The organism is Streptomyces sp. NPDC050549 (assembly GCF_040655035.1).
GTDB lineage: Bacteria > Actinomycetota > Actinomycetes > Streptomycetales > Streptomycetaceae > Streptomyces.
Map to the genome: position 1 here is coordinate 1 of NZ_JBFAJD010000039.1, position 26,375 is coordinate 26,375.

Annotated in this window: 27 protein-coding genes and 1 tRNA gene; 20 read left to right on the plus strand and 8 right to left on the minus strand. The window is 71.1% G+C overall.

Annotated elements, in window-relative coordinates:
• Nucleotides 1-160 precede the first annotated feature (160 nt).
• The 3 genes from AB0I51_RS38285 to AB0I51_RS38295 all read right to left on the minus strand — a co-directional run bounded on the left by AB0I51_RS38285 (nt 161) and on the right by AB0I51_RS38295 (nt 2,100).
• Nucleotides 161-808, minus strand: coding sequence for a hypothetical protein (locus AB0I51_RS38285; RefSeq protein ID WP_362983000.1), 648 nt, complete (start codon nt 806-808; stop codon nt 161-163).
• A 149-nt stretch (nt 809-957) separates the two neighbouring features.
• Entirely contained in the window at nt 958-1,467 is a 510-nt protein-coding gene (locus AB0I51_RS38290) for a hypothetical protein (RefSeq protein WP_362983001.1), read from the minus strand.
• A 108-nt stretch (nt 1,468-1,575) separates the two neighbouring features.
• Entirely contained in the window at nt 1,576-2,100 is a 525-nt protein-coding gene (locus AB0I51_RS38295) for an ATP-binding protein (RefSeq protein ID WP_362983002.1), read from the minus strand.
• Nucleotides 2,101-2,115: 15 nt separating this feature from the next.
• Between AB0I51_RS38295 and AB0I51_RS38300 the strand changes: the two genes are divergently transcribed.
• The 4 genes from AB0I51_RS38300 (at nt 2,116) to AB0I51_RS38315 (ending at nt 4,419) form a co-directional block, all read left to right on the plus strand.
• Complete coding sequence (locus tag AB0I51_RS38300; protein WP_362983003.1) at nt 2,116-2,259, plus strand: hypothetical protein; 144 nt, start codon at nt 2,116-2,118, stop codon at nt 2,257-2,259.
• Between the two features lie 168 nt (nt 2,260-2,427).
• Nucleotides 2,428-3,303 carry a helix-turn-helix transcriptional regulator gene (locus AB0I51_RS38305; RefSeq protein WP_362983004.1) on the plus strand — a complete coding sequence of 292 codons (876 nt, stop codon included), beginning with the start codon at nt 2,428-2,430 and terminating at the stop codon, nt 3,301-3,303.
• Nucleotide 3,304: 1 nt separating this feature from the next.
• Nucleotides 3,305-3,541, plus strand: coding sequence for a DUF397 domain-containing protein (locus AB0I51_RS38310; RefSeq protein ID WP_362983005.1), 237 nt, complete (start codon nt 3,305-3,307; stop codon nt 3,539-3,541).
• Between the two features lie 62 nt (nt 3,542-3,603).
• Nucleotides 3,604-4,419 (plus strand): SAM-dependent methyltransferase, encoded by an 816-nt coding sequence (locus tag AB0I51_RS38315; protein ID WP_362983006.1) that lies wholly within the window; start codon nt 3,604-3,606, stop codon nt 4,417-4,419.
• A 64-nt stretch (nt 4,420-4,483) separates the two neighbouring features.
• On the opposite strand, the gene AB0I51_RS38320 is transcribed toward AB0I51_RS38315, so the two are convergent.
• Nucleotides 4,484-4,557: transfer RNA gene (locus tag AB0I51_RS38320), tRNA-Pro, on the minus strand.
• Between the two features lie 100 nt (nt 4,558-4,657).
• Between AB0I51_RS38320 and AB0I51_RS38325 the strand changes: the two genes are divergently transcribed.
• The 4 genes from AB0I51_RS38325 to AB0I51_RS38340 all read left to right on the plus strand — a co-directional run bounded on the left by AB0I51_RS38325 (nt 4,658) and on the right by AB0I51_RS38340 (nt 8,719).
• Nucleotides 4,658-5,188 carry a DUF309 domain-containing protein gene (locus AB0I51_RS38325; RefSeq protein WP_362983007.1) on the plus strand — a complete coding sequence of 177 codons (531 nt, stop codon included), beginning with the start codon at nt 4,658-4,660 and terminating at the stop codon, nt 5,186-5,188.
• 79 nt (nt 5,189-5,267) lie between these two features.
• Complete coding sequence (gene cobF / locus AB0I51_RS38330) at nt 5,268-6,041, plus strand: precorrin-6A synthase (deacetylating) (protein WP_362983008.1); 774 nt, start codon at nt 5,268-5,270, stop codon at nt 6,039-6,041.
• A gap of 69 nt (nt 6,042-6,110) precedes the next feature.
• On the plus strand, nt 6,111-8,189 hold the full coding sequence (locus AB0I51_RS38335; RefSeq protein WP_362983009.1) for an MDR family MFS transporter: 2,079 nt from the start codon (nt 6,111-6,113) through the stop codon (nt 8,187-8,189).
• A gap of 44 nt (nt 8,190-8,233) precedes the next feature.
• Complete coding sequence (locus AB0I51_RS38340; protein ID WP_362983010.1) at nt 8,234-8,719, plus strand: hypothetical protein; 486 nt, start codon at nt 8,234-8,236, stop codon at nt 8,717-8,719.
• On the opposite strand, the gene AB0I51_RS38345 is transcribed toward AB0I51_RS38340, so the two are convergent.
• Nucleotides 8,703-9,464 (minus strand): cobalt-precorrin-6A reductase, encoded by a 762-nt coding sequence (locus tag AB0I51_RS38345; protein WP_362983011.1) that lies wholly within the window; start codon nt 9,462-9,464, stop codon nt 8,703-8,705. The genes AB0I51_RS38340 and AB0I51_RS38345 overlap by 17 nt on opposite strands.
• 208 nt (nt 9,465-9,672) lie before the next feature.
• On the opposite strand from AB0I51_RS38345, the gene AB0I51_RS38350 reads away from it, so the two are divergent.
• Nucleotides 9,673-11,934 carry a PAS domain S-box protein gene (locus tag AB0I51_RS38350; protein ID WP_362983012.1) on the plus strand — a complete coding sequence of 754 codons (2,262 nt, stop codon included), beginning with the start codon at nt 9,673-9,675 and terminating at the stop codon, nt 11,932-11,934.
• An 11-nt stretch (nt 11,935-11,945) separates the two neighbouring features.
• Here the strand turns inward: AB0I51_RS38350 and AB0I51_RS38355 are convergent, their stop codons facing one another.
• Complete coding sequence (locus AB0I51_RS38355) at nt 11,946-12,719, minus strand: sulfite exporter TauE/SafE family protein (protein WP_362983013.1); 774 nt, start codon at nt 12,717-12,719, stop codon at nt 11,946-11,948.
• 114 nt (nt 12,720-12,833) lie between these two features.
• On the opposite strand from AB0I51_RS38355, the gene AB0I51_RS38360 reads away from it, so the two are divergent.
• Together AB0I51_RS38360 and AB0I51_RS38365 are read left to right on the plus strand one after the other, a co-directional pair.
• The gene (locus AB0I51_RS38360) at nt 12,834-13,658 is read left to right on the plus strand and encodes a lysophospholipase (RefSeq protein WP_362983014.1); all 825 of its coding nucleotides are present in this window, start codon (nt 12,834-12,836) and stop codon (nt 13,656-13,658) included.
• Between the two features lie 67 nt (nt 13,659-13,725).
• A complete protein-coding gene (locus AB0I51_RS38365) occupies nt 13,726-14,538 on the plus strand; it encodes an SAM-dependent methyltransferase (protein ID WP_362983015.1) in 813 nt (270 codons plus the stop codon).
• A 41-nt stretch (nt 14,539-14,579) separates the two neighbouring features.
• Here the strand turns inward: AB0I51_RS38365 and AB0I51_RS38370 are convergent, their stop codons facing one another.
• Nucleotides 14,580-15,089 carry a MarR family transcriptional regulator gene (locus tag AB0I51_RS38370; RefSeq protein ID WP_362983016.1) on the minus strand — a complete coding sequence of 170 codons (510 nt, stop codon included), beginning with the start codon at nt 15,087-15,089 and terminating at the stop codon, nt 14,580-14,582.
• A gap of 251 nt (nt 15,090-15,340) precedes the next feature.
• On the opposite strand from AB0I51_RS38370, the gene AB0I51_RS38375 reads away from it, so the two are divergent.
• From AB0I51_RS38375 to AB0I51_RS38390, 4 genes are all read left to right on the plus strand, one after another.
• Complete coding sequence (locus AB0I51_RS38375; protein ID WP_362983017.1) at nt 15,341-16,378, plus strand: zinc-binding dehydrogenase; 1,038 nt, start codon at nt 15,341-15,343, stop codon at nt 16,376-16,378.
• A gap of 84 nt (nt 16,379-16,462) precedes the next feature.
• On the plus strand, nt 16,463-17,674 hold the full coding sequence (locus AB0I51_RS38380; protein WP_362983018.1) for a sensor histidine kinase: 1,212 nt from the start codon (nt 16,463-16,465) through the stop codon (nt 17,672-17,674).
• An 86-nt stretch (nt 17,675-17,760) separates the two neighbouring features.
• Entirely contained in the window at nt 17,761-19,242 is a 1,482-nt protein-coding gene (locus AB0I51_RS38385; RefSeq protein ID WP_362983019.1) for an MFS transporter, read from the plus strand.
• Nucleotides 19,243-19,351: 109 nt separating this feature from the next.
• Nucleotides 19,352-20,905 carry a carboxylesterase family protein gene (locus AB0I51_RS38390; protein ID WP_362983020.1) on the plus strand — a complete coding sequence of 518 codons (1,554 nt, stop codon included), beginning with the start codon at nt 19,352-19,354 and terminating at the stop codon, nt 20,903-20,905.
• A gap of 28 nt (nt 20,906-20,933) precedes the next feature.
• Here AB0I51_RS38390 and AB0I51_RS38395 read toward each other — a convergent pair whose 3' ends face one another.
• A complete protein-coding gene (locus AB0I51_RS38395; RefSeq protein WP_362983021.1) occupies nt 20,934-21,401 on the minus strand; it encodes an ion channel in 468 nt (155 codons plus the stop codon).
• 170 nt (nt 21,402-21,571) lie between these two features.
• Here AB0I51_RS38395 and AB0I51_RS38400 point away from each other — a divergent pair, with 170 nt between their 5' ends.
• From AB0I51_RS38400 to AB0I51_RS38420, 5 genes are all read left to right on the plus strand, one after another.
• Nucleotides 21,572-21,919: a hypothetical protein gene (locus AB0I51_RS38400; protein WP_362983022.1), complete on the plus strand. Its 348-nt coding sequence runs from the start codon at nt 21,572-21,574 to the stop codon at nt 21,917-21,919.
• A 96-nt stretch (nt 21,920-22,015) separates the two neighbouring features.
• Nucleotides 22,016-22,861: a hypothetical protein gene (locus AB0I51_RS38405; RefSeq protein ID WP_362983023.1), complete on the plus strand. Its 846-nt coding sequence runs from the start codon at nt 22,016-22,018 to the stop codon at nt 22,859-22,861.
• A 111-nt stretch (nt 22,862-22,972) separates the two neighbouring features.
• On the plus strand, nt 22,973-23,785 hold the full coding sequence (locus AB0I51_RS38410) for an SAM-dependent methyltransferase (RefSeq protein WP_362983024.1): 813 nt from the start codon (nt 22,973-22,975) through the stop codon (nt 23,783-23,785).
• Nucleotides 23,786-23,825: 40 nt separating this feature from the next.
• Nucleotides 23,826-25,229 carry a glutamine synthetase family protein gene (locus tag AB0I51_RS38415; RefSeq protein ID WP_362983025.1) on the plus strand — a complete coding sequence of 468 codons (1,404 nt, stop codon included), beginning with the start codon at nt 23,826-23,828 and terminating at the stop codon, nt 25,227-25,229.
• 2 nt (nt 25,230-25,231) lie between these two features.
• Complete coding sequence (locus AB0I51_RS38420; RefSeq protein WP_362983026.1) at nt 25,232-26,371, plus strand: amidohydrolase family protein; 1,140 nt, start codon at nt 25,232-25,234, stop codon at nt 26,369-26,371.
• The last annotated feature ends 4 nt before the right edge of the window (nt 26,372-26,375 follow it).

The following is a 26,375-nucleotide window of genomic DNA, read 5'->3' on the forward strand; positions in this document are numbered from 1 at the left end:
TGCCGCGCTCAGAGCCCCCGCGTGCGCCCCCTCCCCACCGCTGCCCCCGCCGCACCCCCGGCCGCCCCCGGCCCGCCCCCCCCCCCGGGGAGGTCCGGGACGGGCCCTGCGATCACCACCCCCTCCCCGGGTATGGCGACCGCAGGGGGCCTCCGGGCGGTCAGTTCCGCGGCGCCGGCGCTTTCGCGCTGCGGTAGGTGGAGATGCCCAGCGCCAGCAGCCAGTAGCTGAGAATCGCACCCATGAGAGCGGTGGTGCCCCAGCCGTTCGCCGCGTAGAAATTCGCGGGAGAGTTCCCGAAGAACAGAGACGGCACGAAAGCCAGATTGATTCCGGCCAGGACATAGGCCGACCTGCTGGTCCAGCGCGGCAGGAGTTCCGTGCGGGAGACGGCGAATCCCAGCGCGGTCAGAAAGAACGCGAGCATGAGCCGGGAGATCGACCCGTAGAGAATGTAGGTGCCGCTGACGTCGATCGTCGGGTCGATCGGATGGTCGGCGGCGATGACGGCACCGGCTTCCAGACCGCTGGAGACCAGCGTGATCGTCGTGTAGACCAGCCCCGCGGTGAAGGCCATGGACCCGGCCCACTCATACGCGGGATTCACACGCTTCACCATTTCGCGGAAGGCGGTCACGAACACCAGCAGAAACGCCAGCGCGACGATCCCGATCAGCAGCCGGGAGAGAACATTCGCGTCCGGCGGCGGTCCCGAATAGATGAAGTACAGCGGAACTTCCACGATGAGAGCGACAGCGGCGGCGATTGCCGCACCGCCCGCAAGACGCCTGGCCGACATTTCGTTCATGGGGTCCCCCGGAATTTCCGTGTGGTGGATTCGGTACGCCTTGAATCCTGCCGCCGACGGCACACACAGTCCCTGGGCCTGAGGACCGGATCGGGGGTGTTCCTACCGACACCCCACCGGACGGGAAACGCGTCGGGGGCCGTCTCGGATCACTGTGCGGCTGGTCGGTTCGCCGCGTCCGGAGACCAGCGCGGAGTGCTGCCGGCGACGCGGCAGGTGAGGAAGTACAGGGGTATCGGCGGCGTGTAGGGCTGCCCGGCCCTGGGCGAATGGATCAGCCGGGGATGCTCCAGGCCCGGTTTCGGGCGGGTGCTCGTCCAGGAGGGGTCGGCCATCTGGGCGTCGATCGCGTAGCTGACGGACGGCGGCCAGATGACGCCGATGTGCGAACCGGCCGACACGATCCACCACCAGCGCCGGGCGTCGGCGAAGATGCAGCCGACTCGCCGCAGACGGTCCAGGATGCGTTCCCCGTGTTCCCGGGGCATGCCCACGGCGTCGTATCCGAGGCTCGCGCGTAACGGCGCGGGGATCACCAGGCGTCCGGAGCGGATGCGTTCGTGCGTCGGCGGCTCGGCGGGATCCGGAGGGGGAGCGAGGCTGTGGGCCAACGGTTCGGAGGGGGACGGGATCGGGTCGCGGCTGTGCGATCGGTACATGGGGGGATGACCCTTCGGCCGGGTGAGGGGATTGGCCGGGCGGAGAGGTGGGGCAGATTGGAGAAGTGAGGCCGGGCGGAGAAGTGAGGCCGGCTGGACGGGCGGGCGTCAGGGCGGGACGGGTTCGCCCGCGTCCGTGGCCAGTTCGGCCCAGACGATCCGCCCGGACCCGTGCGGGACGTCCGCCGTTCCCCAGTCGCTGCTCAGCACTGCGACGAGCAGGAGACCGCGCCCGCCCCGGTCGTCGGGGCCGGGCCGACCGGGTACCGGGAGCGTGGAACCGCGGTTCTGGTCCTCGACCTCGATCCGGAGGACTCCGTCCGTGCTCCGCACCTCGCAGACGATCCAGTCGCTCGCGGAGTGCGTGACCGCGTTGGTGACGAGTTCGGAGGTCACGACGACGGCGTTGTCCCGGACGGCTTCGCGGACGCCCCACGCGATGAGCACTTCGTCCACGGTCCTGCGGGCCAGACCGACCGACGCCGGGGTCGCCGGCAGGCCGAACAGATGGCTTTGGCGGGGGTGTTGGTTCCCGGAGGCGAGCCGGCCGGGGCCTTGGGGCCCAGGGAGTCGGCCAGGCTGCCCGCCTCCGGGAGGTCGATCCAGCGGCTGGGGGACAGAGGGCGGAGCCATCGCCGTACACCTTTCATGTGCCTTCGCACCCTGGGCGGTGCCGGTATCGCGCCGACCGGCCGCGTACGAGGCGCGGACGGCGACCCTGCCGGGCCAACGCAGGTCACAGCCCTCTTCCCCCAACTGGGCTGCGCCGTACGGCTCTTCGACGAGCCGTAACGACATGCTCACTGTGGCACCTGCCAACAACGCATCGCAACCAACAAGTTGAAAATTGCACGTCGCGAAGTGCATGCTGCTTCCGCCAGGAAGTGATCGAAAGAGTCCTTGAAGAGCCAAGCCCTGCCAGGCTGCCGCCCGGAGCTGGAGGCGCAAGGGAGGTAGACCGTGACCGCAGAGACCGACTGGGGCGGCGCCCCCTCCGTCCTGCGCATGATCCTCGGCCGCCAGCTGGAGGAACTGCGGAACCGTGCGGGACTCACGTACGAGCAGGCGGGCGCGGCCATCGGTGTCAGCCACTCCACGATCCGCCGGATGGAGGCCGCCAAGGTGGCCCGCCTTCGCCTGGCGGACGCCGAAAAGCTGCTGCAGGTCTACGGGGTGACGGACCGTCAGGAGATCGACACCTTCCTGAAGTCGGTCCGCGAGGCCAGCAAGCGCGGCTGGTGGCACACGTACCGCGACGTCATGCCGGACTGGTTCGCCGCGTATCTGAGCCTGGAACAGGCGGCGTTGCAGGTCCGCGCCTACGAGAACGAGTTCGTCCACGGGCTGCTGCAGACCGAGGAGTACGCACGGGCCCTGCTCGGCGCGGGCAACCCGCACGCCCCCACCGAGGCCACGGAGCGCCGGGTCGCCCTTCGCATGCGCCGCCAGGAACTCCTGACCCGCGAAGCGCCGCCGCGGGTGTGGGTCGTGATGGACGAGACGGTGCTGAGATGGCCGGTCGGGGGTGCCGCGGTGATGCGCGCCCAGATCGCCCACTTGATCGAGGTCAACCGGCTGCCTCAGGTGACGCTGCAGATCATGCCGTTCGCCAACGGCCCGCACCCGGCCATGCGAGCCGGGGCGTTCCATCTCTTCCGGTTCCGGGCACCCGAACTGCCCGACATCGTCTATCTCAACGGCCTGGTGGGCGCTGTCTATCTGGACAAGGGCGACGACGTCGTGGTGTATCGCGAGGCCCTGGACCGGCTGGGTGCCCAGGCGGCGCCCGCCCGCAAGACCGAGGCCCTCCTCGGTGCGATTCGCAAGGAGCTCTGACGTGCACCACCACATACGCAACGGCATACCGTCCCGGAACCTGGGCGCGCGCGGCTGGACCAAGCCGTGGAGCGACGACGCAGGGGGCGCCTGCGTGGAAGTGAAGAAGCTCGCCGACGGACGCGTCGCCGTACGTCAGTCGACCGACCCCGACGGCCCGGCGCTGGTATTCACACCCAACGAAATGACGAGCTTCGTCACTGGCGTGAAGGCGGGTGACGCCGACTTCCTTCTGTGAACCCCATTGTTTTTACTGAGCGTTCATCCCGAACCTTCACAACTCGCATGGGAGACACGGCGTTGACCGACAACGGATGGCCGGCCGACCGCATCGACACCGAACACGCGCACTCCGCGCGGATCTACGACTACATCATGGGCGGGAAGGACTACTACCCCGCCGACAAGGAGGCGGGCGACGCCATGTCCCGGGAGTGGCCCGCGCTCCCGATCCACATGCGCGCCAACCGGGACTGGATGAACCGGGCCGTGCGCTGGCTCGCCGAGGAGGCGGGCGTACGCCAGTTCCTGGACGTCGGCACCGGCATCCCCACCTCCCCGAACCTGCACGAGATCGCCCAGCAGGTGGCTCCCGAGTCACGGGTGGTCTACGTCGACAACGACCCCATCGTCCTCACCCTCTCCCAGGGTCTGCTCTCCAGCACGGCCGAGGGCAGGACGTCGTACATCGAGGCCGACTTCCGCGAACCGTCCACCATCCTCGACGCGCCGGAACTGCGCGAGACCCTGGACCTCTCCCGACCGGTGGCGCTGACGGTGATCGCCATCGTGCACTTCATGCTCGACGCGGACGACGCGGTGGGCGTCGTACGGCGGCTGCTGGAGCCTCTCCCCTCGGGCAGTTACCTCGCGATGTCGATCGGCACCGCCGAGTTCGCGCCGCAGGAGGTGGGCCGCGTCGCCCGCGAGTACGCGGCCCGCGACATGCCGATGCGGCTGCGCACCATCGACGAGGCCCACGAGTTCTTCGACGGACTGGAGCTGGTCGAACCCGGCATCGTCCAGGTCCACAAGTGGCACCCGGACGGCACGGGCGAGCAGAACATACGCGATGAGGACATCGCGATGTACGGGGCGGTCGCGCGCAAGCCGTGACCAAATGATCGAGGGGCGGTTCCGGATCTCTCCGAAACCGCCCCTCACCTGCGACTCCGTAGAGTCGGGACGACAGGATTTGAACCTGCGACCCCTTGACCCCCAGTCAAGTGCGCTACCAAGCTGCGCCACGTCCCGGTGCGCTTTCCTGCGGTGAACCGCGTGATCGCGCGAACAGCAGCCTACCCCACGCCCGGGGGTGCGCCGAAGCCGGTGCCGGGCGCGGGACAATCGTCGTATGAGCGACACATCCTCGGACGCTGCGGACGGTACGAACGACGTGCGGGACCGGGACAATGCCGGGCGGGCGCGCAACGCCCGGCCCCGGGACGGGCTCGGGCGGCCGCTGCTGTACGGCGCGGACGGCGTGGCACGGCAGCCCGAGGGCGTCGTGCGGGCGCCGGAGGAGACCGTCGTCGAGGCGCAGGCACTGCTCGACGAGGGGAAGCCGTTCCACGCGCACGAGGTGTTCGAGGACGCCTGGAAGTCGGGGCCGGACGAGGAGCGTGCCCTGTGGCGCGGGCTCGCCCAGCTCGCGGTGGGGCTCACGCACGCGGCCCGGGGGAACGTCACCGGCGGCGCCCGGCTGCTGCGGCGCGGAGCCGGGGGCGTGCAGGAGTGGGCGTCCCTGACCGGGCGGGAGCGGCCGTACGGGATGGATCTCGCGGGGGTCGCCGCCTGGGCGCGGGAGCTCGGGGACGATGTGGAGCGGGGCGGCGGGAACGTGGACGCGCGGGCGCGGGCGCCCCGGCTGCGTGCGGCCCCATAGCCGGTCGCGTGGGGCGTCGTAGGCGGTCGGTGCCGGTGCGGTGCACGGACTGTCAGTGGCGTGGGGCAGACTCGGGGGCGTGCGAAAGATTCATGTCATCGGTATCGGCGCGGGCGACCCCGAGCAGCTGACCCTCCAGGCGGTCAGGGCGCTGCGGAGCACGGACGTGTTCTTCCTCCTCGACAAGGGCGAGGTGAAGTCCGATCTCACCGGGCTCCGCCGGGACATGCTCGACGCGCACATACCGGAGGGGACGTACCGCCTGGTCGAGGCGCGCGACCCGGAGCGGGACCGGAAGGCCGGGGGTGCCGCGTACTCCCCTGCGGTCGGGGACTGGCGCAGCGCCCGCGCGGACATCTACGAGCGGCTGATCGCCGAGGAGTTGGGCGAGGACGAGAGCGGCGCGTTCCTGGTGTGGGGGGACCCCTCGCTGTACGACAGCACGCTCGGGATCCTGGAGGAGATCCTGGAGCGGGGCACGGTGGCCTTCGAGTACGACGTCGTGCCCGGCATCAGCAGTGTCTCGGCGCTCGTCGCGCGGCACCGCACGGGGCTGAACCGGGTGGCCCGGCCGGTGCAGATCACCACGGGCCGGCGGCTGTCCGAGGGGTTCCCGGAGGGGGTGGACGACGTGGTCGTGATGCTCGACGCGCAGCAGACCTTCCGGCAGTACGCCGACCAGGACATCGACATCTACTGGGGCGCCTACATCGGCACTCCGGACGAGATCCTCGCCTCCGGGCCGATAGCCGAGGCCGCCCCGCGCATCGAGCGGCTGCGCGCGGAGGCCCGTGAGCGGAAGGGCTGGATCATGGACACGTATCTGCTGCGCCGCCATCCGGCCGCGGAGTAGCGCGCGGGGCAGCACCCGAGCGGCCTCGCCCACTGTGCAGGGAGGGTCCATCGGTGTGAAGGTGACCTCGTGACAGTCGCCGAGGAAACCGCGCTGCCCTCCGCGCAGCAGCCCCCCGTGCTGGACCCTCGCCGCCGCAACGTCGTCTTCGTGACGATCATGCTCGGCATGCTGCTCGCGGCCCTCGACCAGACCATCGTGGGCACGGCCCTGCCGACGATCGTGTCGGACCTGGGTGGTGCCGAACACATGTCGTGGGTGGTCACCGCCTATCTGCTGGCGGAGACCGTGGCGACCGTGCTGGTCGGCAAGTTCGGTGACCTCTTCGGCCGCAAGGTGGTCTTCCAGGTCTCGGCGATCGTGTTCATCACGGGCTCGTTCCTGTGCGGTCTGGCCACCAACATGACGCTGCTGATCGCCTGGCGGGCCGTTCAGGGCATCGGCGCGGGCGGGCTGATGGTGACGGCGATGGCGCTGATCGCCGATGTCATCCCGCTGCGGGAGCGCGGCAAGTACCAGGGCGCGATCGGCGCGGTGTTCGGCGTGGCCACGGTCGTCGGACCGCTGCTGGGCGGCCTGTTCACCGACCACCTGACCTGGCGCTGGGCGTTCTACGTCAACGTCCCGATCGCGATCGTCGTCGTCATCGCGGCAGCGCGCACCATCCCGGTGGTCAGGTCGGCGGTGCGGCCCGTCATCGACTACCTGGGCATCGCGCTGGTCGCGGTCGGCGCGAGCTCCCTGATCCTGGCGACGAGTTGGGGCGGCAACGAGTACGCGTGGGGTTCGGCGACCATCATCGGCCTGTTCGTGGGCGGCGCGATCGCGCTCGGCCTGTTCTGCTGGGTGGAGACGCGGGCCGAGCAACCCATGCTGCCCATGCGGCTGTTCGGCAACCCGGTGTTCGCGGTCTGCTCGATCCTCAGCTTCATCGTCGGTTTCGCGATGCTCGGGGCGCTCACGTATCTGCCGACCTATCTCCAGTACGTCGACGGCGACTCGGCCACGATCTCCGGTGTGCGGACGCTGCCCATGGTGATCGGGCTGCTGATCGCGTCCGTCTTCAGCGGCAACGTGGTCAGCAAGACCGGCCAGTACCGTCTCTTCCCGGTCGTCGGCTCCGCGGTGATGGGCGTCGGGCTGTATCTGATGTCCCTCATGGGTCCCGGCACCGGCGCGTTCCTGGAATCGGTGTACATGTTCGTGCTCGGCACCGGCATCGGGCTGTGCATGCAGGTGCTGACGATCGCCGTGCAGAACACCGTCGAGTACACCGACCTGGGCACCGCCACCTCCGGCGTCACCTTCTTCCGTACGCTGGGCAGTTCGTTCGGCACCGCCGTCTTCGGCACGATCTACGCCAACACCCTGGGACCCAACCTCAAGGACGGGATCGTGTCCGCCGCGAAGGCCAGTGCGCTGAGCCCGGCCGTCATCACCAAGGCGGCGACCAGTCCCGAGGGCCTGCACAGGCTGCCGCACGCCACCGCCGCGCCGATCATCAACGCGTACGCCGACACCATCCAGACGGTGTTCCGGTGGACGGTCCCGGTCGCGGTGATCGGTTTCGTGGTCGCCCTGTTCCTCAAGCAGGTCGAGCTGCGCGACAGCGCGCGGATGGGCTCCACCGACATGGGCGAGGGCTTCGCCTCGCCGCGCGGCGCGGACTCGCAACGCCTCCTCGAAGCGGCCGTCGGCAAGGTCATCGGCAGCACGGACCTCGACACCGCCCGGCGGATCATCACGGACTCCGACACCCGGCTGGACATCGCCGGCGCCTGGGCCGTGATGCAGGTCGAACTGTTCGGCCGGATGGTCGGCCATGCGAGTCTCGGCCTGATCGCCGCCCGTCGGCACATGCCCCCGGAGGTGCTCCTCCCGGTCTTCGACCGCATGGTCGAGGAGGGCTACCTCACCCGCACCGGCTCCCTCCTCTCCCACACCGCGGCGGGCGAACGCGAGGCCGAGATCATCGGCAGGGCATGGGGCAACTGGCTGGAGGACCGGGTCCAGCAGGACATCGGCCGCCCCTCCGGCGCCGACCTGCGCGCCGCGGTCGACACCATCGCCAAGCGCCTCCTGGTGGAGGACCTGAGCTCCGGACTCCCGCAGCGCCCGGCGGAGTTGGCGGAGAGCTCCACCTCCTGAAAGACCGGGTGCCGGGCGAGCTGAGCCATGGTCATACTCACGGCATGTCCCCGACGCCCGTGCGCTTCCACGACCCTCGCGCCACGCTCGCCGACTTCGCGTCGTCGACGCTGGTGCGGTGCCCGCGCTGCGAGCGGATCGCCCACTTCGAGCGGCGCCCGTGCACCCCGCCGGACGCCGACTGCATGAACCATCCGCACAGCCGCGTGGTCTGCCGGTCCTGCGGCCTGTGCCGGATCGGTGCCGGCGCGGGCCGCTCCTCGCGGTACTCCAGCGCCTGCTCCTGCCCGGCCCTGTGGCTGCGGACCGACACCAGACACGGAGAGTTGTGGGCGTACAACCTCCAACACCTGGACCTGATCAGGCGGTTCGTCGCCGCCGACCTGCGCGAACGCGCGCCCTGGTACGACACGGGGCAGAAGATGACACTGGTCGCCCGGCTCCCGGCGTGGATGAAGAGCGCCAAGAACCGGGACGAGGTGCTGCGCGCGGTGGACCGTCTCCGGGCCACGGTCATCGCCCCGGGCTGAACTCCAGCCGCCCCAGCCACTCCAGCACCCCTGCGACGTCGGGCACCGCGCTCACCCCGCTCGGCAACGGCGGCCGTCGTACGACCACCACCGGGACGCCCGCCTCCCGCGCGGCCGTCAGCTTGGCCGCCGTCGCCGCTCCCCCGCTGTCCTTCGTCACGAGGACGTCGATCCGGTGCTCGCGGAGCAGCGCCGCCTCGTCGGCCACGGTGAAGGGCCCGCGTGCCAGCAGTACCTCGGTGTCCGGCGGCATCGGGGGCTCGGGCGGCTCCACCGACCGTACGAGGAAGTGCAGTTGGGACAGGTGGGCGAAGGCGGCGAGGCCCAGGCGGCCGGTGGTGAGGAGGACGCGGTGTCCGAGTCCGGGCAGTGCGTCGGCGGCCTCGGGCACGGAGTCGACCAGGTGCCAGTGGTCTCCGGGGCCCGGCCGCCAGCCGGGCCTGCGCAGCACCACGACGGGCAGCCCGGTGTCCGCCGCGGCCCGCGCCGCGTTCGCGGTGATCGACTCGGCGAAGGGGTGCGTGGCGTCGACGACCGCGTCCACGCGGTGTTCGCGCAGCCACTCGGCCAGCCCCTCGGCGCCGCCGAACCCGCCGATCCGTACCTCCCCGGCCAGCTCCCCCGGCCGCGAGACCCGCCCGGCGAGGGAGACGGTCACCCGCACCCCGGGACGCCGTACCGCCGGCTCGGCGGCCAGCTCACGTGCCTCGGTGGTGCCGCCGAGGATCAGGAGGTGCGGGGGCATGGCGGCGAGCCTACGAGGCCGTGCCGCGGGTTACGAGCACCGGGGGTCGCGGCGCAGGCAGGGGGTGGTGGAACTCGGTCGCGTATGGGCACGCCTGTGGGCAGGTTCCGCCGTTGTCGGGCCAGTAAGCGGCAGGCAGGCCCGGAGGATGCGGGAATGCGCTGGTATTGCCCGGATCACCGTCAGAATCCACGCGGTTGGGGCAGAGATGGACGACACGATCACGGCGGCGCCGACGAGCGGTCCGGGAGCGGTGGAAGAAAGGTTCCGGGCTCTGCTGGAGTCGGCCCCGGACGCGATGGTCATCGTGGACGACACCGGCACCATCAAACTCGTCAACGCCCAGACCGAGTCCCTCTTCGGCTACCGACGCGAAGAACTCCTCGAACGCCCCGTCGAAATACTCATCCCCGGCCGCTTCCGCGCCCACCACGCCGTCCACCGCAACGGCTACATCAGCACCCAACAAGTACGCCCCATGGGCGCCGGCCTCGAACTCCACGGCCTCCGCAAGGACGGCAGCGAATTCCCCGTCGAAATCAGCCTCAGCCCCCTGGAGACCACCGACGGCCTCCTCGTCTCAGCCGCCGTCCGCGACGTCAGCGAACGCAAGGCCGCCGAGGAGAGGTTCCGGAGTCTGCTGGAGTCGGCCCCGGACGCGATGGTCATCGTGGACGACACCGGCACCATCAAACTCGTCAACGCCCAGACCGAGTCCCTCTTCGGCTACCGACGCGAAGAACTCCTCGAACGCCCCGTCGAAATACTCATCCCCGGCCGCTTCCGCGCCCACCACGCCGTCCACCGCAACGGCTACATCAGCACCCAACAAGTACGCCCCATGGGCGCCGGCCTCGAACTCCACGGCCTCCGCAAGGACGGCAGCGAATTCCCCGTCGAAATCAGCCTCAGCCCCCTGGAGACCACCGACGGCCTCCTCGTCTCAGCCGCCGTCCGCGACGTCAGCGAACGCAAGGCCGCCGAGGCCCGCATCAACGAACTCGCCGCCCTGGTCGAGTCATCCCAGGACGCGATCCTCGCCAAGACCCTCGACGGCCGCATCACCTACTGGAACGCCGCCGCGCAGCGGCTCTACGAGTACACGGCCGAGGAGGTGATCGGCCGGCACGTGTCGATGCTGGCGCCGCCCGAGCGCAAGGAGGAGATCGCCCTGCTCATGAAGCGCCTGAGCCAGGGCGAGAAGATCGAGCACTTCGAGACCCTCCGGCTGACCAGGGCCGGCACGATGCTCGACGTGGACGTCACGCTGTGGCCCACCCGCGACACGCGGGGCAGGGTGATCGGCGCCTGTGCCATCGTCCGGGACATCAGTGACCGCACACGTGCCGAGGCCGAGCTGAAGGTCCTGTACGAGCAGCAGAAGCACATCGCCCTCACCCTGCAGCGCAGCCTGATGGGCACTCCTCCGGCCATTCCCGGGCTGGCCGCCGCGAGCCGCTATCTGCCCGCCACGCAGGGGGCGGGGGTGGGCGGCGACTGGTTCGACATCATTCCGCTCGGTGCCGGCCGGGTCGGCGTCCTCATCGGTGACGTCATGGGCCGTGGTCTCGAAGCGGCGGCCGTGATGGGGCAGTTGCGCTCCGCGGCCCACGCGCTGGCCAAGACCGGGATGCAGCCCCGTCAGCTCATGCAGGCGCTGGACGCGGTCGTGGCCGACCTCGACCTGCCAGACCAGCTGGTCACCTGCTGCTACGTCGTGATCGCGCCGGACGCGGGTTCCGTGACCACCTGCTCGGCCGGCCATCTGCCCACTCTGGTCGCGGGCACCGGCGGCCGCGCCCACCGGCTGGACGCCCCGGTGAACGCGCCGCTCGGCGTGGGCGACGTCCTCTACCAGCAGTCCGCCACCGAGATCCCGCCCGGCGCGACGCTCGTCCTCTACACCGACGGTCTGGTGGAGACCCCCGGCAGTGACATCGAGTACCAGATCGACGAGCTGGCGGATGTTCTCGGCGCCGCCTTCATCGCCACCGCCGAGCTGGAGTCCGCCGCCGACCGCGTACTGACGGCCATGCTGCCCGATGCCGAGGGCCACAACGACGACGTCACCCTGCTGCTGGCCCGGCTTCCCGGCGCGCCCCTGGACACCGTCGGGCTGGAGCTGCCGGCCACGGCCCGCGCCGCGGCCGAGGGCCGTTCCTTCGTCGTCGAGACGCTCACCGCCTGGAACTGCGCCCACCGGGCGGACGACGCTCGGCTCCTGGTCTCCGAGATACTCACCAACGCGTTCCGGCACGCGGAGGGCCCCCTGGGCCTCCAGCTGCGCCGTACCGCCACCGAACTGGCCATCGAGATCAGCGACTTCAGCCCGCACCTGCCGCAGCCACGGCCGGCGGCGGAGGACGACGAGTCCGGCCGGGGCCTCATCCTGGTCGACGCCCTCGCCGACGGCTGGGGTGTCCGCCCCACCGACCAGGGCAAGACGACCTGGTTCACCCTCCGGCTGTGACGCGCCGGCCGTCAGCGCAGGAGCAGCTGCAGTCCGCCGATGATCGTCGCCGCGATCACGAGTTGCTCGAACAGTCGCTGGTTGATGCGGTTCACGGCCCATTTGCCGATCAGCGCGCCGGGCACGACGAATGCCGCGAGTGCCGCGTCGAGCAGCAGTGAGTGGCCGTCGATCAGGCCGAGCCCGACGCTGAAGGGCACCTTGGTCACGTTGACGATCAGGAAGAAGAAGGCCGACGTGCCGAGGAAGCCCAGTTTCCGGAAGCCCGCGGAGAGGAGATACATCGACATGACCGGGCCGCCGGCGTTGGCGACCATCGTGGTGAAACCGCCGAGCACCCCGTAGGAGCGGGCCTTCACCCGCCCGGCCCTGGTGGCCACCGAGTCCGGTTCGTCGTCGGTCTCGGCCTTGCGCCGGCGCCATAGGGTGACCCCGGCCATGAGCAGCAGGATCGCACCGATGGACGTCCGTACGACCGCGTCGTCGGCCCACACCAGGAACAGGGTCCCGATCACGACTCCGGCCGCGACCGCCGGGAACAGCCGCCACAGGGTGGGCCAGTGGGCGTGCCGCCGGTAGGTGAGGACGGCGAGCACGTCCCCGACGATCAGGATCGGGAGCAGTACGCCGGTGGAGGCGCGGGCGGGCAGGACGGCCGCGAAGATCGCCAGACTGACCGTGTTGGCCCCGCTCACGGCGGTCTTGGAGAAGCCGACGAGCAGCGCCGCGGCGGCGAGCGCGGCGAATTCCCAGCCGGATATGTGCCAGAGCGTCATCGTGTTCATGCGAGGACCGATCGTATGTCCTTACATCAGCCTGCGTAAGGAGCGTCTCGCCAGGTGGCCCCTGCCACACCCCGGCGGATCATGAGGTTCGGCGGGCGATGCTAGTTTCTGGCTGTGGCCGACACCCGCGAGCATGTCCTCCCCGGTACCCGGAGCACGATCGCCGCACGCGAGTGGCCGCACGAGCATCCGCGGTACGTCGCCCTCGTCGCGCACGGCTACGGCGAGCACATCGGCCGGTACGCCGAGTTGGCCGCCGTACTGGTGGCGCACGGCGCGGCCGTCTACGGTCCCGACCACCAGGGTCACGGCGGGTCGGCCGGAGAGCGCGTGCTGATCGAGGACTTCGAGGACGTGGTCACGGACCTGCACTCGGTCGCCGACCTGGCCCGCGCCAGCTACCCGGGCGTCCCCCTGGTCCTGATCGGCCACTCCATGGGCGGCCTGATCGCGTCCCGTTTCGCCCAGCGCTACGGCGACGAGCTCACCGCGCTGGTGCTGTCGGGGCCGGTGATCGGTGCCTGGGAGCTGCCGGGCCGGCTGCTCGCCCTCGCCGAGATCCCGGACACCCCGATCGGTCCGGCCGCGCTCTCCCGTGACCCGGAGGTCGGTGCGGCGTACGCCGCGGATCCGCTGGTCTGGCACGGTCCGATGAAGCGGCCGACGCTGGAGGCCTTCGCCCGCACCCTGACGACGGTCGCCGACGCGGGCGGCATCGGCCGGCTGCCGCTGCTCTGGCTGCACGGCGGCGACGACCGGCTCGTCCCGCTCCCGGGCAGTCGTGTGGGCGTCGAGCGGCTGAGCGGCGGCGAGTTGACCGAGTACGTGTATCCGGGCGCCCGGCACGAGGTGTTCCACGAGACGAACCGGGCGGAGGTCTTCGCGGACCTGATCCGTTTCCTGGACGGCGTGTCGGCCGGCGGCACGCGGTCGGCATGACCGTGCCAAACTTCTCGCACACCCCGTCGGGGTCGTCGTGGAACAGGGTCGAGCAGAGGAGCCTCGCGTGACCGGGACAGAACCCGCCGTCCAACGGATCGACACGTCGAAGCCGCATCCGGCCCGGGTGTACGACTGGTTCCTCGGCGGCAAGGACAACTACCCGGTCGACGAGCAACTGGGCCGTCACATCACGGCACTTGACCCGGGCGCCCCACGCACCGCACGGGCCAACCGCTGGTTCATGCAGCGGGCGACGCGGCTGCTGGCCCAGCAGTCGGGCATCCGGCAGTTCCTGGACGTCGGCACCGGGATACCGACCGCGCCCAACCTCCACCAGATCGCCCAGTCCACCGCGCCGGACGCGCGGATCGTGTACGTCGACAACGACCCGATCGTTCTCGCCCACGCGGCGGCGCTGCTGCGCGGCACGCCCGAGGGCGCGACGGAGTACCTCCAGGCCGACGCCCGCGAACCGCTCACGATCCTCGAACAGGCTGCCCGTGTCCTGGACTTGGACCGGCCGGTCGCCCTCTCGCTGATCGCCCTGCTGCACTTCATCGCGGACGAGGACGGCGCCCACGAACTGGTGGACACCTTGATCGGCGCGCTGGCGCCGGGCAGTTTTCTGGTGCTGTCCGCGATGACCGCCGACTTCGAGCGGGAGAAGGTGGAGCGGGGCATCGCCGCCTACGCGGCGGGCGGGGTGACCCTGGTGGCCCGCTCGCATGCCGAAGTGAGCAGCTTCTTCAAGGGGCTTGAGCCGATCGACCCGGGGATCGTGTCCGTGGCCGACTGGCACCCGGAACTCGCGGAGGGCGAGACACCGCTCGGCGAGGGATCGATCTCGCTGTACGGAGGAATCGGCTTCAAGGCCTGACATGGCACCCGGGAGCCGGCCCCGGGACATCCGCCGAACGGTCAGGCGGAGGCGTCCGCGGACACGTCCACGGCCGCCTCGGCGTGCGTGACGAAGTCGTCGACCAACCGGTGGAAGAGCGCCGCGAGTTGCCGCAGGTCCTCCGGGGACCAGTCCGCCAGCGCCACCTCCATACCCCGGCGGCTCACGTCCCGGATGCGGTTGACGGCGGCCAGTCCGCCGTCGGTGAGCTGGATGCGCTGGGCGCGGCCGTCGTCGGGGTCCGGGATGCGGACCACATGGCCGAGTTGCTCCAACTGCCGCAGCTGGCGGGTGACATGGGAGGCCTCCACCGACAGCCGGACCGCCAGGACCCCGGGGCGCAGCGGCTCGCTCTCGGCGATGTGGCGAAGGATCGCCACGGCGGCCCGGTCCAGGGGCAGCCCGACCATCGCCATCAGACGCTCGTGCTGCCGGGCCCGCCCGGCCAGATAGGCGATCCGGGTCAGGACCCGCTCGATCTCGACTACGTCCGCCGGGACGGGCGCTGCTGCGGGTGGCGGTGTGGGCATGCGTCCACCGTAACAGGTACTTGCCTGAGTCAAGCAAGACTCAGGACAGTTGCTTGACTTAAGTAACACGCATATGGTTGCCTAACTCAAGCAAGTCCAGAGCTGGGGTCACCGAAGCGGAGGTGTCCCCGTCGCGCCGTACACCGTGGGGACGGAGTACGGCGCCGTCGCCGGTCCCGGCGGTCGGAGCACTCCCCCCGTCCGCCGCCGGGGCCGGTGACACCCCTCACGCACATGGAAAGCGAGCCCTCATGGCCACGATGAAGTCCGTGCAGACCGGCGCCGTCGACAAGATCGACGTGGTGGACGTCGAGCGTCCGGCGCCCGGACCCAAGGACGCCCTGATGAAGATCCGCGCCTGTGGGATCTGCGGCACCGACACCTTCTTTCTGCACATCGGCGGCGGCCCGTTCGGCGCGAGCGGCACCATGGTGCCGGTCCCCCTCGGGCACGAGCCGGCCGGTGAGATCGTCGAGGTCGGCGCCGAGGTGGCGGATCTGAAGGCCGGGGACCGGGTGGTCGTCAACCCGCAGGGCTCGCCCTCCGGGATCATCGGCTGCGGCGGCAAGCACGGCGCCATGAGCGACTACCTCCTGCTGGAGGACTGCGAGGTCGGCAAGAGCGTCACCGTCTTCCCCGAGACCGTGCCCTTCGACGTCGCCGCCCTCAACGAGCCGATGGCGGTGGCCCGGCACGCCGTCAACCGTTCGGAGGCGAAACCCGGCGACAAGGTCGTCATCTTCGGTGCCGGGCCGATCGGTCTGGGCGCGGCGATCTGGCTGAAGCTGCGCGGGGTCGAGCATGTCGTCGTCGCCGACGTCATCGCCTCCCGCCTGGAGACCGCGCTCGCGGTCGGCGCGGACGCCGTGATCAACTCCGCGGAGGAGGACGTGACTTCACGCCTCACCGAGCTGCACGGGCAGGCCGCCAACGCGCTCGGCCAGCCGCGCGCCGGCACCGACATCTACATCGACGCCGCCGGTGTCGCGGCCGTCGTCAACACCACGGTCGACTCCGCGAAGTGGGGCGCCAAGCTGGTCATGGTCGCCGTGCAGAAGAAGGGCGCCGACATCGACCTCGGCGGGATGCTGCGCAGCGAGCTGACGCTGATCGCCTCGCAGGGCTACCCCACCGAGATCTTCGAGGTCACGCAGGAGATCGTCGAGCACCACGAGCGGTTCGCCAAGCTGATCAGTCACCGGGTGCCCTTCGGCGAGGTCGAGCATGCCTTCGAGCTCGCGCTGACGCCGGGCGCGGCGGAGAAGATCGTCGTCACCTTCCACGAGTAGACGAGCAGCGGACGGCGCGCCGGCCCCACCGCCCCCGGCGGCCACCGGCGCGCGCCCGGCCGCCCCGGACAGGACCCCCACACCATGATCCACCGCCTGCAGCGGGTGCTGCGCTGCCGTCCCCGTACCGTCGACCTGGTCCTCGCCGCCGCGCTCCTCGCCTGCGCCTTCCCCGGCAGTGTGCTGACGATCCCGGGCCGCGACCTCGAAGTCCCTTGGTGGCCCGGCGTGTTGGTCTCGGGTCTCGCCTCGCTCGCCCTGCTGTGGCGGCGCACCCTGCCGCGCACCACCGTGGTGGTCACGCTCTGCTGCGCCATGGCGGTGGCCGCGCTCGGCTACGTCGTCACCGTTCTGGTGATCGGGCCGCTCATGGTCGCGCTGTACACGCTGGCCCTGCGCTCCGAGCGGACCACCGCGAACCTCTTCACCGCCTCCGGCATCGCCCTGCTGATGGGCACGGCCGTGATCGTCGGCCCGGGCAGCGAACCACTGATCCTGAAACTGCTCGGCCCGGCCTTCTGGCTGCTGCTGCCCACCTCGCTGGGCACCACGACCCGGCTCCGCGCGGCCTGTCTGGAGGCGGTGCAGGCCCGCGCCGAGCACGCGGAACGCACCCGCGAGCAGGAGGCCCGGCACCGTGTCACCGAGGAACGCATGCGGATCGCCCGCGATCTGCACGACGTCGTCGCCCATCACCTCGTACTGGCCAACCTCCAAGCCGGCACCGTCGTACGGCTGATGCGCAGCCGCCCCGAGGAGGCCGAGCGGATCGCCGGCGAACTCGCGGGCACCACGCTGTCGGCCGTCCGCGAACTCAAGGCCACCGTGGACCTGTTGCGGCACGCGGACGACTCGGAGACTCCCCCGGGGCCCGCGCCCGGGCTGGCCCGACTCGGCGAGCTGGCCGCCTCGTTCGAGCCCGCAGGGCTCGTCGTCCACGTCAGTACGGAGGGCAGACCGCGGCCGCTGTCCGCCGGTACGGATCTCACGGCGTACCGCATCGTGCAGGAGGCGCTCACCAACGTGACCAAGCACGCGGGCGCCGGCTCGGCCGAGGTACGGCTCAGCTACTCGCACGACCGGCTGGGCATCACCGTCACCGACCACGGGGGTACGGCACCGCCCTCCTCCCCCGCCACCGGAGGCGGGTACGGCGTCATCGGAATGCGGGAGCGCGCTCTCTCGGCCGGTGGCCGGCTCCGCGCAGGTCACCGGCCCGAGGGCGGCTTCGAGGTCGTCACCGAACTGCCGTTGCTCCCCCGTTCACCGGCCCACACCCAGAATGTGCTTGCGTAACTCACTCAACCTCATTATGGTTGAGTGAGTCAAGCAAGTTAGCTTGTCCCTGATCGTCTCAGCTCGTTCCCGATGGAGGCTCCGCCATGTCCGACGCCCTTGCCCGACCCGCCGAGGCGGGTTCCTCCGCTCCGCCGAGGTCGAATGCCGTCGTCGCGGTACTGGCCTTCGCGGGAATCGTCGTCTCGCTGATGCAGACGCTGGTCATCCCGATCATCCCGGAGCTGCCGAAGTACCTGAACGCCTCCGCGTCGAACACCGCGTGGGCGGTCACCGCCACCCTGCTTGCCGCCGCCGTGGCCACCCCGGTCGTGGGCCGGCTCGGCGACATGTTCGGCAAGCGCCGGATGCTGCTGACCAGCATCGTGCTGCTGGTGTCCGGCTCGATCGTGTGCGCCCTGGCCGACTCACTGGTCCCGATGGTCATCGGCCGCGCGCTGCAGGGGCTGGCCGCCGCAGTCGTCCCGCTCGGCATCAGCATCATGCGGGACGTGCTGCCCAGCGACCGGCTGGCCGGCTCCACCGCCCTGATGAGCGCCTCGCTCGGCGTCGGCGGCGCCCTGGGTCTGCCCTCGGCCGCCTTCATCGCGGACCACTACAACTGGCACTCCCTCTTCTGGATCTCCGCCGCCCTCGGTGTTCTGTCCTTCCTGCTGGTCCTGGTGCTGGTGCCCGAGTCCAAGGTCCGCACCGGGGGCCGTTTCGACCTGGTCGGCTCGCTCGGGCTGTCCGCCGGACTGGTCTCGCTGCTGCTCGCGATCTCCAAGGGCTCCGACTGGGGGTGGACCAGCGCGACCACCCTGGTCCTCGGTGTCGCCGCCGTCGTGATCCTGCTCTCCTGGGGCTGGTACGAGCTGCGCGGCCCGCAGCCGCTGGTCGACCTGCGGACGACCGCCAAGCCGCAGGTGCTCTTCACCAACCTGGCCTCGATCGCCCTCGGCTTCTCGATGTTCGCGATGTCCCTGGTCCTCCCCCAGCTGCTCCAGCTGCCCACGCAGACCGGCTACGGCCTGGGCAAGTCGATGCTGACGGTCGGCCTGGTGCTGGCCCCGCAGGGCCTGGTCATGATGGCCATGTCCGCGGTGTCGGCGGGCATCACCAAGGCCAAGGGCCCCAAGGTCACCCTGATGATCGGCGCACTGATCGTGGCCTCCGGCTACGCCCTGAACATCCTGCTGATGTCCGAGGTCTGGCACCTCATCCTGGTGTCCTGCATCATCGGCGCGGGTGTCGGCTTCACCTACGGCGCCCTGCCCGCCCTGATCATGGGCGCAGTCGACCCGTCCCAGACCGGCGCCGCCAACAGCCTCAACACCCTGATGCGGTCCCTGGGCACCAGCTTCGCCAGCGCCATCGCCGGTGTGATCCTGGCCCAGATGACCACCGACTTCGGCGGCCACGCCCTTCCGTCGGAGAACGGCTTCAAGGTGGTCATGGTGATCGGTGCGAGCGCCGCGCTGCTGGCCTTCTTCCTCGCGAGCCTGATCCCGAAGGCCCGTGCGGCCGTCGAGGCACCGGCCGACGCGGCACCGACCCCGGCTCCGGAGGTCTCCGAGGCCAAGGCCTGAGGCATTCTGGTTCATCGAGCACACGGCGGTCGCCGCCCCGCACCCAGCGGGACGGCGACCGCCCTCGGCTTGCCCGCGCACCCCGTCGTTCCCCAGCGAGGAGTCCACGATGACGATCCCCAACTCCCGTGACAAGGCTGCCGATTCGGCCGCCGCACCCGTGGTGCGGCTCGCCGCCGGTGCGGTGCGCGGACGGCTGGAGGACGGGCTCGCGGTGTTCCGCGGCATCCCGTTCGCCGAACCGCCCGTCGGAGAGGCCCGCTTCCAGGCACCGCGCCCGGTGCGCACCTGGGACGGCGTGCGCGACGCCCTTGAGTTCGGGCCCCCGCCCCCGCAGGAGGCCGGCATCCAGGGCCGCCGGGGCGTGCTGACGGGAACGACGGGCGACGACTGGCTGACCGTCAACGTCTGGACACCCGCACCCGATCCGGCGGCCCGCCGCCCGGTCATGGTGTGGATCTACGGCGGGGCCTACAAGCTGGGGCACGCGGGCAGCCCCGGCTACGACGCCCAGCACATCGCGCGCGACGGCGACGTCGTGGTCGTGAGCCTCAACTACCGGGTGGGTATTGAGGGGTTCGCGCGCATCGAGGGGGCGCCGGCCAACCGGGGGCTGCTCGACCAGGTCGCCGCACTGGAGTGGGTGCGGGACAACATCACGGCGTTCGGCGGCGATCCGGAGCAGGTCACGGTCTTCGGCGAGTCGGCCGGCGGCGGATCGGTGGCCTCGCTGCTGGTCATGCCGAGCGCGTCCGGACTGTTCCGGCGGGCGATCGCACAGAGCGCGCCCGGCACCTTCTTCTCCGACCCGCTGGCCAAGGACATCGCCGCCGCGCTCGCCGCCGAGGCGGGACTGCGCCCCACGGCCGCCGACCTGGCGACCGTGGACCCGCGCCAACTGCCCTCGGTGGGCGAGACCTTGGGCCCCAAAATGCCGCAGTACGAGGACCGCTGGGGCTCGGTCGTCCACACGGTGACTCCGTTCTCGCCCGTCGTGGACGGCGAGGTGCTGCCCGTCACGCCCTGGGAGGGGCTGGCTGCGGGTGCGGCCCGGGACGTGGAGCTGATGGTCGGTCACAACCGGGAGGAGTACCGGCTGTTCATCGTACTCTCCGGGCAGGCCGGCAAGATCATGCCGGCGGACGCGAGGACGGCACTGCGGCGGTTCGGTCCCGGGCCGGACGCCGAATCGGCGTATCGCGACGCCTTCCCGGACGGCTCACCCGAGGAGTTGTACGAACGCGTCCAGACCGACTGGCTGCTCGGCATCCCCTCGCTGCACCTGGCCGAGGCACAGTTCGCCGGCGGCGGTCGCGCGCACGTCTACGAACTCACCTGGCCCGCCCCGGGGTTGGGCGGTGTGCTGGGCGCCTGCCACGGCCTCGACGTCCCACTGCTGTTCGGCACCTTCGACGCCGACCTGGGGAATCTGCTGTTCGCCGACGTCGAGCCCTCCCCCGAGGCCCTGGCACTGTCGTCCCGATTCCGTTCGTCCTGGACGGAGTTCGCGCGGACGGGCGACCCGGGCTGGCCTGCCTACGACACCGAGCGGCGGTCTGTGCAGATCCTCGACGCCCACCCCGTGGTCACCGCCTACCCCGAGGAGACCTCACGGCGGCTGTGGGAGGGCTACGCCTTCCGCGCGCTGCCGCTGGCCGAGTAGCCGAGGTGGAGAACCGGGCCGCGTACTGTCACGGGGTCTCCCCCTTCCCGGCGAGCAACCGCTCCAGCCGGTCGAAGCGTTCGTGCAGCGCGCGGGCCGTCTCCTCGCTCAACTCCTTGGCTCCGTGGGCGAGACGGTGGCGGCGGCGCTGTTCGCGGCCGACGAACCAGGTGGCCAGGGCCGCGGTGACCAGGCCGTAGGTGGTGATGCCGACGACCATCACCACCGAGCCGACGACGCGGCCCCACGGGGTGACCGGAAAGAAGTCGCCGTACCCGACCGTCGTCGCCGTCTCGATCGACCACCACAGGGCCCTCGGGTATGTCGTCAGGTTGGCGCCGCGGGCTCCCTGTTCGGCGGCGACCACGGCCCAGGAGCCGACGAGCATCACCGCGCCGAGGAGCGCCGTCGCCGCGCCCGCCGCCTTCAGATGGAGCGAGCGGCCCTCCCGGCCGAGCAGCAACTCGACCGCCCTGGTGAGGAATCCGGGCAGCATGGTCACTCCTTCGCGTCATGGTGCCGGGGCCTTGGGCCAGTGTCGGGCCGGGGACCGGTACGGGCATGCCGGACGGGGCGTTCGAGTTGCCGTACGACGTGCGGCGTTGTGCGCTGGAGGGCACTGCTGCCTGCTCCGACCGCCCGCCCCACCAGAGGGAGGACCGTGCCATGACGGCGGAACCCCGAGCCGTTCCGGAGACCTTCGCGTTCACCTGCGGTGACTGCGGCCACTTCTGGGAGGCGACCTTCCAGGTCATGTTCTTCACCGACCCGACCGACGCCTTCGGCCTGACCACGCAGGAGTACGTCGACGAGGAGGGCAGGGCCATGAGGTCGCCGCTCGCCGACGCGGTCTGCCCGAAGTGCGGCGGGCGCACGGTGCATGTGCTGGAGGCCGGGCTGGCCGAACGGGCGCGCCGCGCGGAACACGGACCCCACCCACCGCACGAGCACCATCCGCATCTGCCGCACCGGCATTCCGGCCCGCCCGAGCCGCCGCCGGACCGTACACCCTGACACCGCGCCTCTCACCCGAACGGCCCCCTGCGCTGGAGGGCCGGGCGGCCCGATGGTGCCCTGAGGAGGACCGCCACTCCCCCCGGAGGCCCCGCCATGCACCGTCGCCCGTCCTCCCGCCCCGTCCGTGTCCTCGCCGCAGCCCTGGCGGCGGGCACGCTGCTGACCTGCGCGGCCTGTTCCGGCGGCAGCGTTGATGCGGGCGCTGACGGCGCCTCGGACGTCGCCGCCTCCCCGCTCGCCGCCGAGTCCCCGCTCGCCTCACCCCGCACCGGGAAGTCCGCCGCCCCCGCTCTCACCGGGGCGGGGGCCAAGGCCGCGCTGATCACCGAGGCGGACCTGGAGGACGACTGGACGCAGGTCAAGGACGCCGCCGCCTGGGGTGACAAGCTCCTCATCGGCAAGGTCGACGTCGGCGCCCTCCTCACCGCGAAGACGAACGCCGCCGACTGCCAGAAACTCCTCGACGCGCTCTACGACGACGATCTCCTCGGCAAGCCGTCGGGCGCGTCCGCGCTGACCGGGTTCGAGCAGAGCGAGTCCCGGCTGTTGTACCAGGTCGCCGCCTACGACCGCGCCCGGCTCGGCGCCTCCCTGAACTGGCTGAAGACGCTGCCGGTGAAGTGCGACCAGTTCACCGCGACCGACTCCAAGGGCGGCCGGCGAACGGTCCAGGTCATCGAGGACGAGGTGCCGGCCGTGGGCGACGCCCGGCAGGGTCTCCAGGTGACCGTCACGAGCACGGGCGCCGCCCAACCCACCACGCTCACCCTGGAGTTGGCCGTCGTCCGGGTCGGGACCGACGCGATCACCGTGACGTCGGGCGGCCTCGACGGCACGGAGTCCGGCACGACCAGGGCTGCCGTCGAGCAGGGCACCTCGCACCTGAAGGACGTACTCGCCGGGAAGACGCCGCCCGCCCAACCCGGCAACCTGGACTGACGGTTCGCCGTCCCGAAGAACATGTGCCCGATCGTCGCGAACCCTTGGGCCGGGTGATCAACTCGCGGCACAATGGCGGGGACGGCGACGCGGGCGACAAGGAGCCAGGACGTGAGTGACAGCGACACCCCGGCAGAGGGACCTACCCGGCTCAACACCGGTGTGGCGCACAACGCGCGGGTGTGGAACTACTGGATCGGCGGCAAGGACAACTACGAGATCGACCAGCGGGTCGGCGAGCACGTGGCCGGCATGTTCCCGGTGATCCGTGAAGTGGCGCGCGCCGACCGGGACTTCCTCGGCCGGGCGGTGCGGTTCCTGGCCGGTGAGCTCGGGGTACGGCAGTTCCTCGACATCGGCACCGGACTGCCGACGGTCGACAACACGCACGAGATCGCCCAGCGCGTGGCACCGGACGCGCGGATCGTGTACGTCGACAACGACCCGCTGGTGCTGATCCACGCCCGCACGCTGCTGACGAGCACCCCCGAGGGCGTCACCGACTACATCGACGCGGACGTCCACGACCCGGCGTCGATCGTCCAACGGGCCACGAGCACCCTGGACTTCGACCGTCCCATCGCGGTGATGATGCTGGGCATCCTGAACTTCATCCTCGACACCGAGGCCGCCCGGGAGGTCGTGCGCAGCGTCATGGCCTCGGTCCCGTCGGGCAGTTTCCTGGTCCTCACCCACCCCACCTTCGACGCGGACCTCGGCGGCGAGGGCAACATCCCGGCGATGGAGTTCTGGAACGAGAACGCCACTCCCCCGATCACCGCCCGCAGCCGCGCCGACGTCGCCGCCTTCTTCGAGGGCCTCGACCTCCTCGACCCGGGTCTGGTGCCGTGCTCCCGGTGGCGCCCGGACTCCGACTCCCCGGCCGTGGTACCGCAGTTCGGAGCGGTGGCCGTGAAACCCTGACGGGGCAGCCGACCGCACAGGACGCGACCGTGGAGGACGTATGACCACCCTTGCCGACCCGTTGCCCGGAGGACGCCCCGGCGAGGTCGAGCGCGCCACCGCGCTGGCCACGGAGCTGACCGGGCGGGGGGTGCACGGGATCGTCCTGGCCTACGTCGACACCGCGGGCGTGGGCCGGGTGAAGACGGTCCCGGCCGCGAAGCTCGCCTCGGCCGCGGCCTGGGGCGTCGGCATGTCCCCGGTGTTCGACACCTTCCTGGCGAACGACTCCATCGTCACCACCGACGTCCTCGGCTCACCGGACGGCGACCTGCGGCTGTACCCCGACCTCGACCAGCTGGCCGTCCTGTCCGGACAGCCCGGCTGGGCCTGGGCGCCGGTCGACCGGATCACCCAGGAGGGCGAGCAACACCCCGGCTGCAGCCGCACGTTCCTGCGCCGCGTCGTCACGGACGCGGAGCATCGGCACGGGGTCACCTTCCGGGCGGGCATCGAGATCGAGTGGGCGCTCGGCCTGGACACGGCACCCGCCGGCGAGTTCGTCCCCGCCACGACGGGCCCGGCGTACAGCGCTGCCCGACAGGTCGAACTGAGCGACTACGGCGCCGAGTTGCTGGCGGCGCTGGCGGCGCAGGGCGTGGAGGTGGACCAGTTCCATCCCGAGTACGCCGCCGGGCAGTTCGAGCTGTCGGTCGGCGCGCTCGACCCGGTAGCGGCGGCCGACCGAAGTGTCCTCGTACGGCAGACCGTGCGCGCGGTCTCCCGGCGGCACGGCCTGCGCGCCTCGTTCACGCCGGCCGTCCTCGCACAGGGCGTCGGCAACGGCGGGCACATCCACCTCTCGGCCTGGCGCGACGGCGCGAACCTGCACACCGGGGGCGACCGGCGCTACGGCATGACGGCCGAGGCCGAGTCGTTCGCGGCCGGTGTCCTCGCCCGCCTCCCGGCCCTCACCGCCGTGACCGCGCCGAGCCCGGTCAGCTACTTCCGCCTCCAACCCTCCCAGTGGGCCGGGGTGTTCACCGCCTGGGGCCGGGAGACCCGCGAGGCCGCGGTGCGCGTCGTCACCGGTACGGCCGGGCTGCGCGCCCGGGCGGCGAACCTGGAGGTGAAGCCGGTCGACCTGGCCGCCAACCCCTATCTCGCCCTCGGCTGCCTCATCACCGCAGGACTCGACGGCCTCACCTCCTCCGCCGTCCTCCCCGAGGAGACCACCGGCGATCCCGCACACCTGGGCGCGGCGGAGGCAACGGCCCGTGGTGTACGGCGACTTCCGACCTCGCTGGCCGAGTCCGTCGCGGAGTTCCGCAAGGACGAGCTGCTGCGGACCGCGCTGGGCCCGGTCCTCGCCGACGCGGTGATCGCCGTACGACAGGGCGAGATCGCGGCCGTGGCCGAGCTGGACGACGAGCGGATCGCGGCGGCCTACCGCTGGAAGTACTGACGATGCGCACCGGACCGGTCCACGAGGCGCTCGCCGCGCTGGAGTTGGTGGACCACCACTGCCACGGAGTCGTCACCGAGGACCTGGATCTGACCGCCTTCGGGTCGCTGCTCACGGAGGGGGACGCCTGGCCCGGGAGCGGGATCTCACCGTTCGACAGCCCGGTGGGGATCGCCGTACGCCGTTACTGCGCGCCTCTGTTGGACCTGGAGCGGCACACGCCCGCCGACGAATACCTCGCCCGGCGCGCCGAGTTGGGGCCGGACGAGGTCAACAGGCGCTTCCTCGCCGCGGCCGGGACCGCGGTTTTTTGCGTCGACACGGGGTTCGCCCCGCACGCCGTCACGACACCCGCCGAACTCGCCGGGGCGACGGGTGCGGTCGCCCATGAGGTCGTACGACTCGAAACCGTCGCGGAGGCCGTGGCCGCGCGGGGTGTCGAGCCGGACGGCTACGCGGACGCTTTTCGGGCCGCCGCCCTGGACGCGGTGCGGCGGCCGGGGGTGGTGGGGGTGAAGTCGGTGGCCGCGTACCGGACCGGGTTCGATCTCGACCCCGCCCGGCCGTCGGAGGCGGAGGTGACCCGGGCGGCCCGCGGCTGGCTGGCCCGCGGCGGACGCCTCGAAGACCCGGTGCTGATGCGGGAGTTGCTGTGGACCGCGGTCGACCTGGGACTCCCCCTCCAGCTCCACACGGGCTTCGGCGACAACGACATCCGGCTGCACCGCACGGACCCCGCGCTGCTGACGGACTGGCTGCACCTGATCTCCGGCACGATCCCGGTGCTGTTCCTGCACTGCTGGCCGTACCAGCGCCAGGCCGGCTACCTGGCGGCCGTCTTCGAGCGGGTGTACCTGGATGTGGGGCTCACCCTGCATCATGTAGGTCCGGTCCGGGCTCGGGCGGTACTGGCGGAGGCGCTGGAGGTCACACCCTTCCGCAAACTGCTGTACAGCTCCGACGCCTATGGTCTGGCCGAGTTCTACGGGCTCGGCGCGCTGGCGTTCCGCCGGGGCCTGGGGGATCTGCTCCAGGACCGGGTGGACGCCGACGAACTGGGCCTGCCCGACGCGCTGCGGCTGGCGCGCTGGGCCGGAGCGGACAACGCCCGCCGGGTCTACCGGCTATCCGACGGACACTGAAAGT

Bases quoted from the DNA above. Each gene is read 5' to 3' on its own strand.
- AB0I51_RS38400 (WP_362983022.1), top strand. From the start codon at position 21,572: ATGACGGCGGAACCCCGAGCCGTTCCGGAGACCTTCGCGTTCACCTGC.
- AB0I51_RS38340 (WP_362983010.1), top strand. From the start codon at position 8,234: ATGTCCCCGACGCCCGTGCGCTTCCACGACCCTCGCGCCACGCTCGCC.
- AB0I51_RS38345 (WP_362983011.1), bottom strand. From the start codon at position 9,464: ATGCCCCCGCACCTCCTGATCCTCGGCGGCACCACCGAGGCACGTGAG.
- AB0I51_RS38405 (WP_362983023.1), top strand. From the start codon at position 22,016: ATGCACCGTCGCCCGTCCTCCCGCCCCGTCCGTGTCCTCGCCGCAGCC.
- AB0I51_RS38355 (WP_362983013.1), bottom strand. From the start codon at position 12,719: ATGAACACGATGACGCTCTGGCACATATCCGGCTGGGAATTCGCCGCG.
- AB0I51_RS38295 (WP_362983002.1), bottom strand. From the start codon at position 2,100: ATGGCTCCGCCCTCTGTCCCCCAGCCGCTGGATCGACCTCCCGGAGGC.
- AB0I51_RS38395 (WP_362983021.1), bottom strand. From the start codon at position 21,401: ATGCTGCCCGGATTCCTCACCAGGGCGGTCGAGTTGCTGCTCGGCCGG.
- AB0I51_RS38375 (WP_362983017.1), top strand. From the start codon at position 15,341: ATGGCCACGATGAAGTCCGTGCAGACCGGCGCCGTCGACAAGATCGAC.
- AB0I51_RS38385 (WP_362983019.1), top strand. From the start codon at position 17,761: ATGTCCGACGCCCTTGCCCGACCCGCCGAGGCGGGTTCCTCCGCTCCG.
- AB0I51_RS38380 (WP_362983018.1), top strand. From the start codon at position 16,463: ATGATCCACCGCCTGCAGCGGGTGCTGCGCTGCCGTCCCCGTACCGTC.
- AB0I51_RS38390 (WP_362983020.1), top strand. From the start codon at position 19,352: ATGACGATCCCCAACTCCCGTGACAAGGCTGCCGATTCGGCCGCCGCA.
- AB0I51_RS38350 (WP_362983012.1), top strand. From the start codon at position 9,673: ATGGACGACACGATCACGGCGGCGCCGACGAGCGGTCCGGGAGCGGTG.
- AB0I51_RS38415 (WP_362983025.1), top strand. From the start codon at position 23,826: ATGACCACCCTTGCCGACCCGTTGCCCGGAGGACGCCCCGGCGAGGTC.
- AB0I51_RS38370 (WP_362983016.1), bottom strand. From the start codon at position 15,089: ATGCCCACACCGCCACCCGCAGCAGCGCCCGTCCCGGCGGACGTAGTC.
- AB0I51_RS38285 (WP_362983000.1), bottom strand. From the start codon at position 808: ATGAACGAAATGTCGGCCAGGCGTCTTGCGGGCGGTGCGGCAATCGCC.
- AB0I51_RS38300 (WP_362983003.1), top strand. From the start codon at position 2,116: ATGTGCCTTCGCACCCTGGGCGGTGCCGGTATCGCGCCGACCGGCCGC.
- AB0I51_RS38420 (WP_362983026.1), top strand. From the start codon at position 25,232: ATGCGCACCGGACCGGTCCACGAGGCGCTCGCCGCGCTGGAGTTGGTG.
- AB0I51_RS38290 (WP_362983001.1), bottom strand. From the start codon at position 1,467: ATGTACCGATCGCACAGCCGCGACCCGATCCCGTCCCCCTCCGAACCG.
- AB0I51_RS38325 (WP_362983007.1), top strand. From the start codon at position 4,658: ATGAGCGACACATCCTCGGACGCTGCGGACGGTACGAACGACGTGCGG.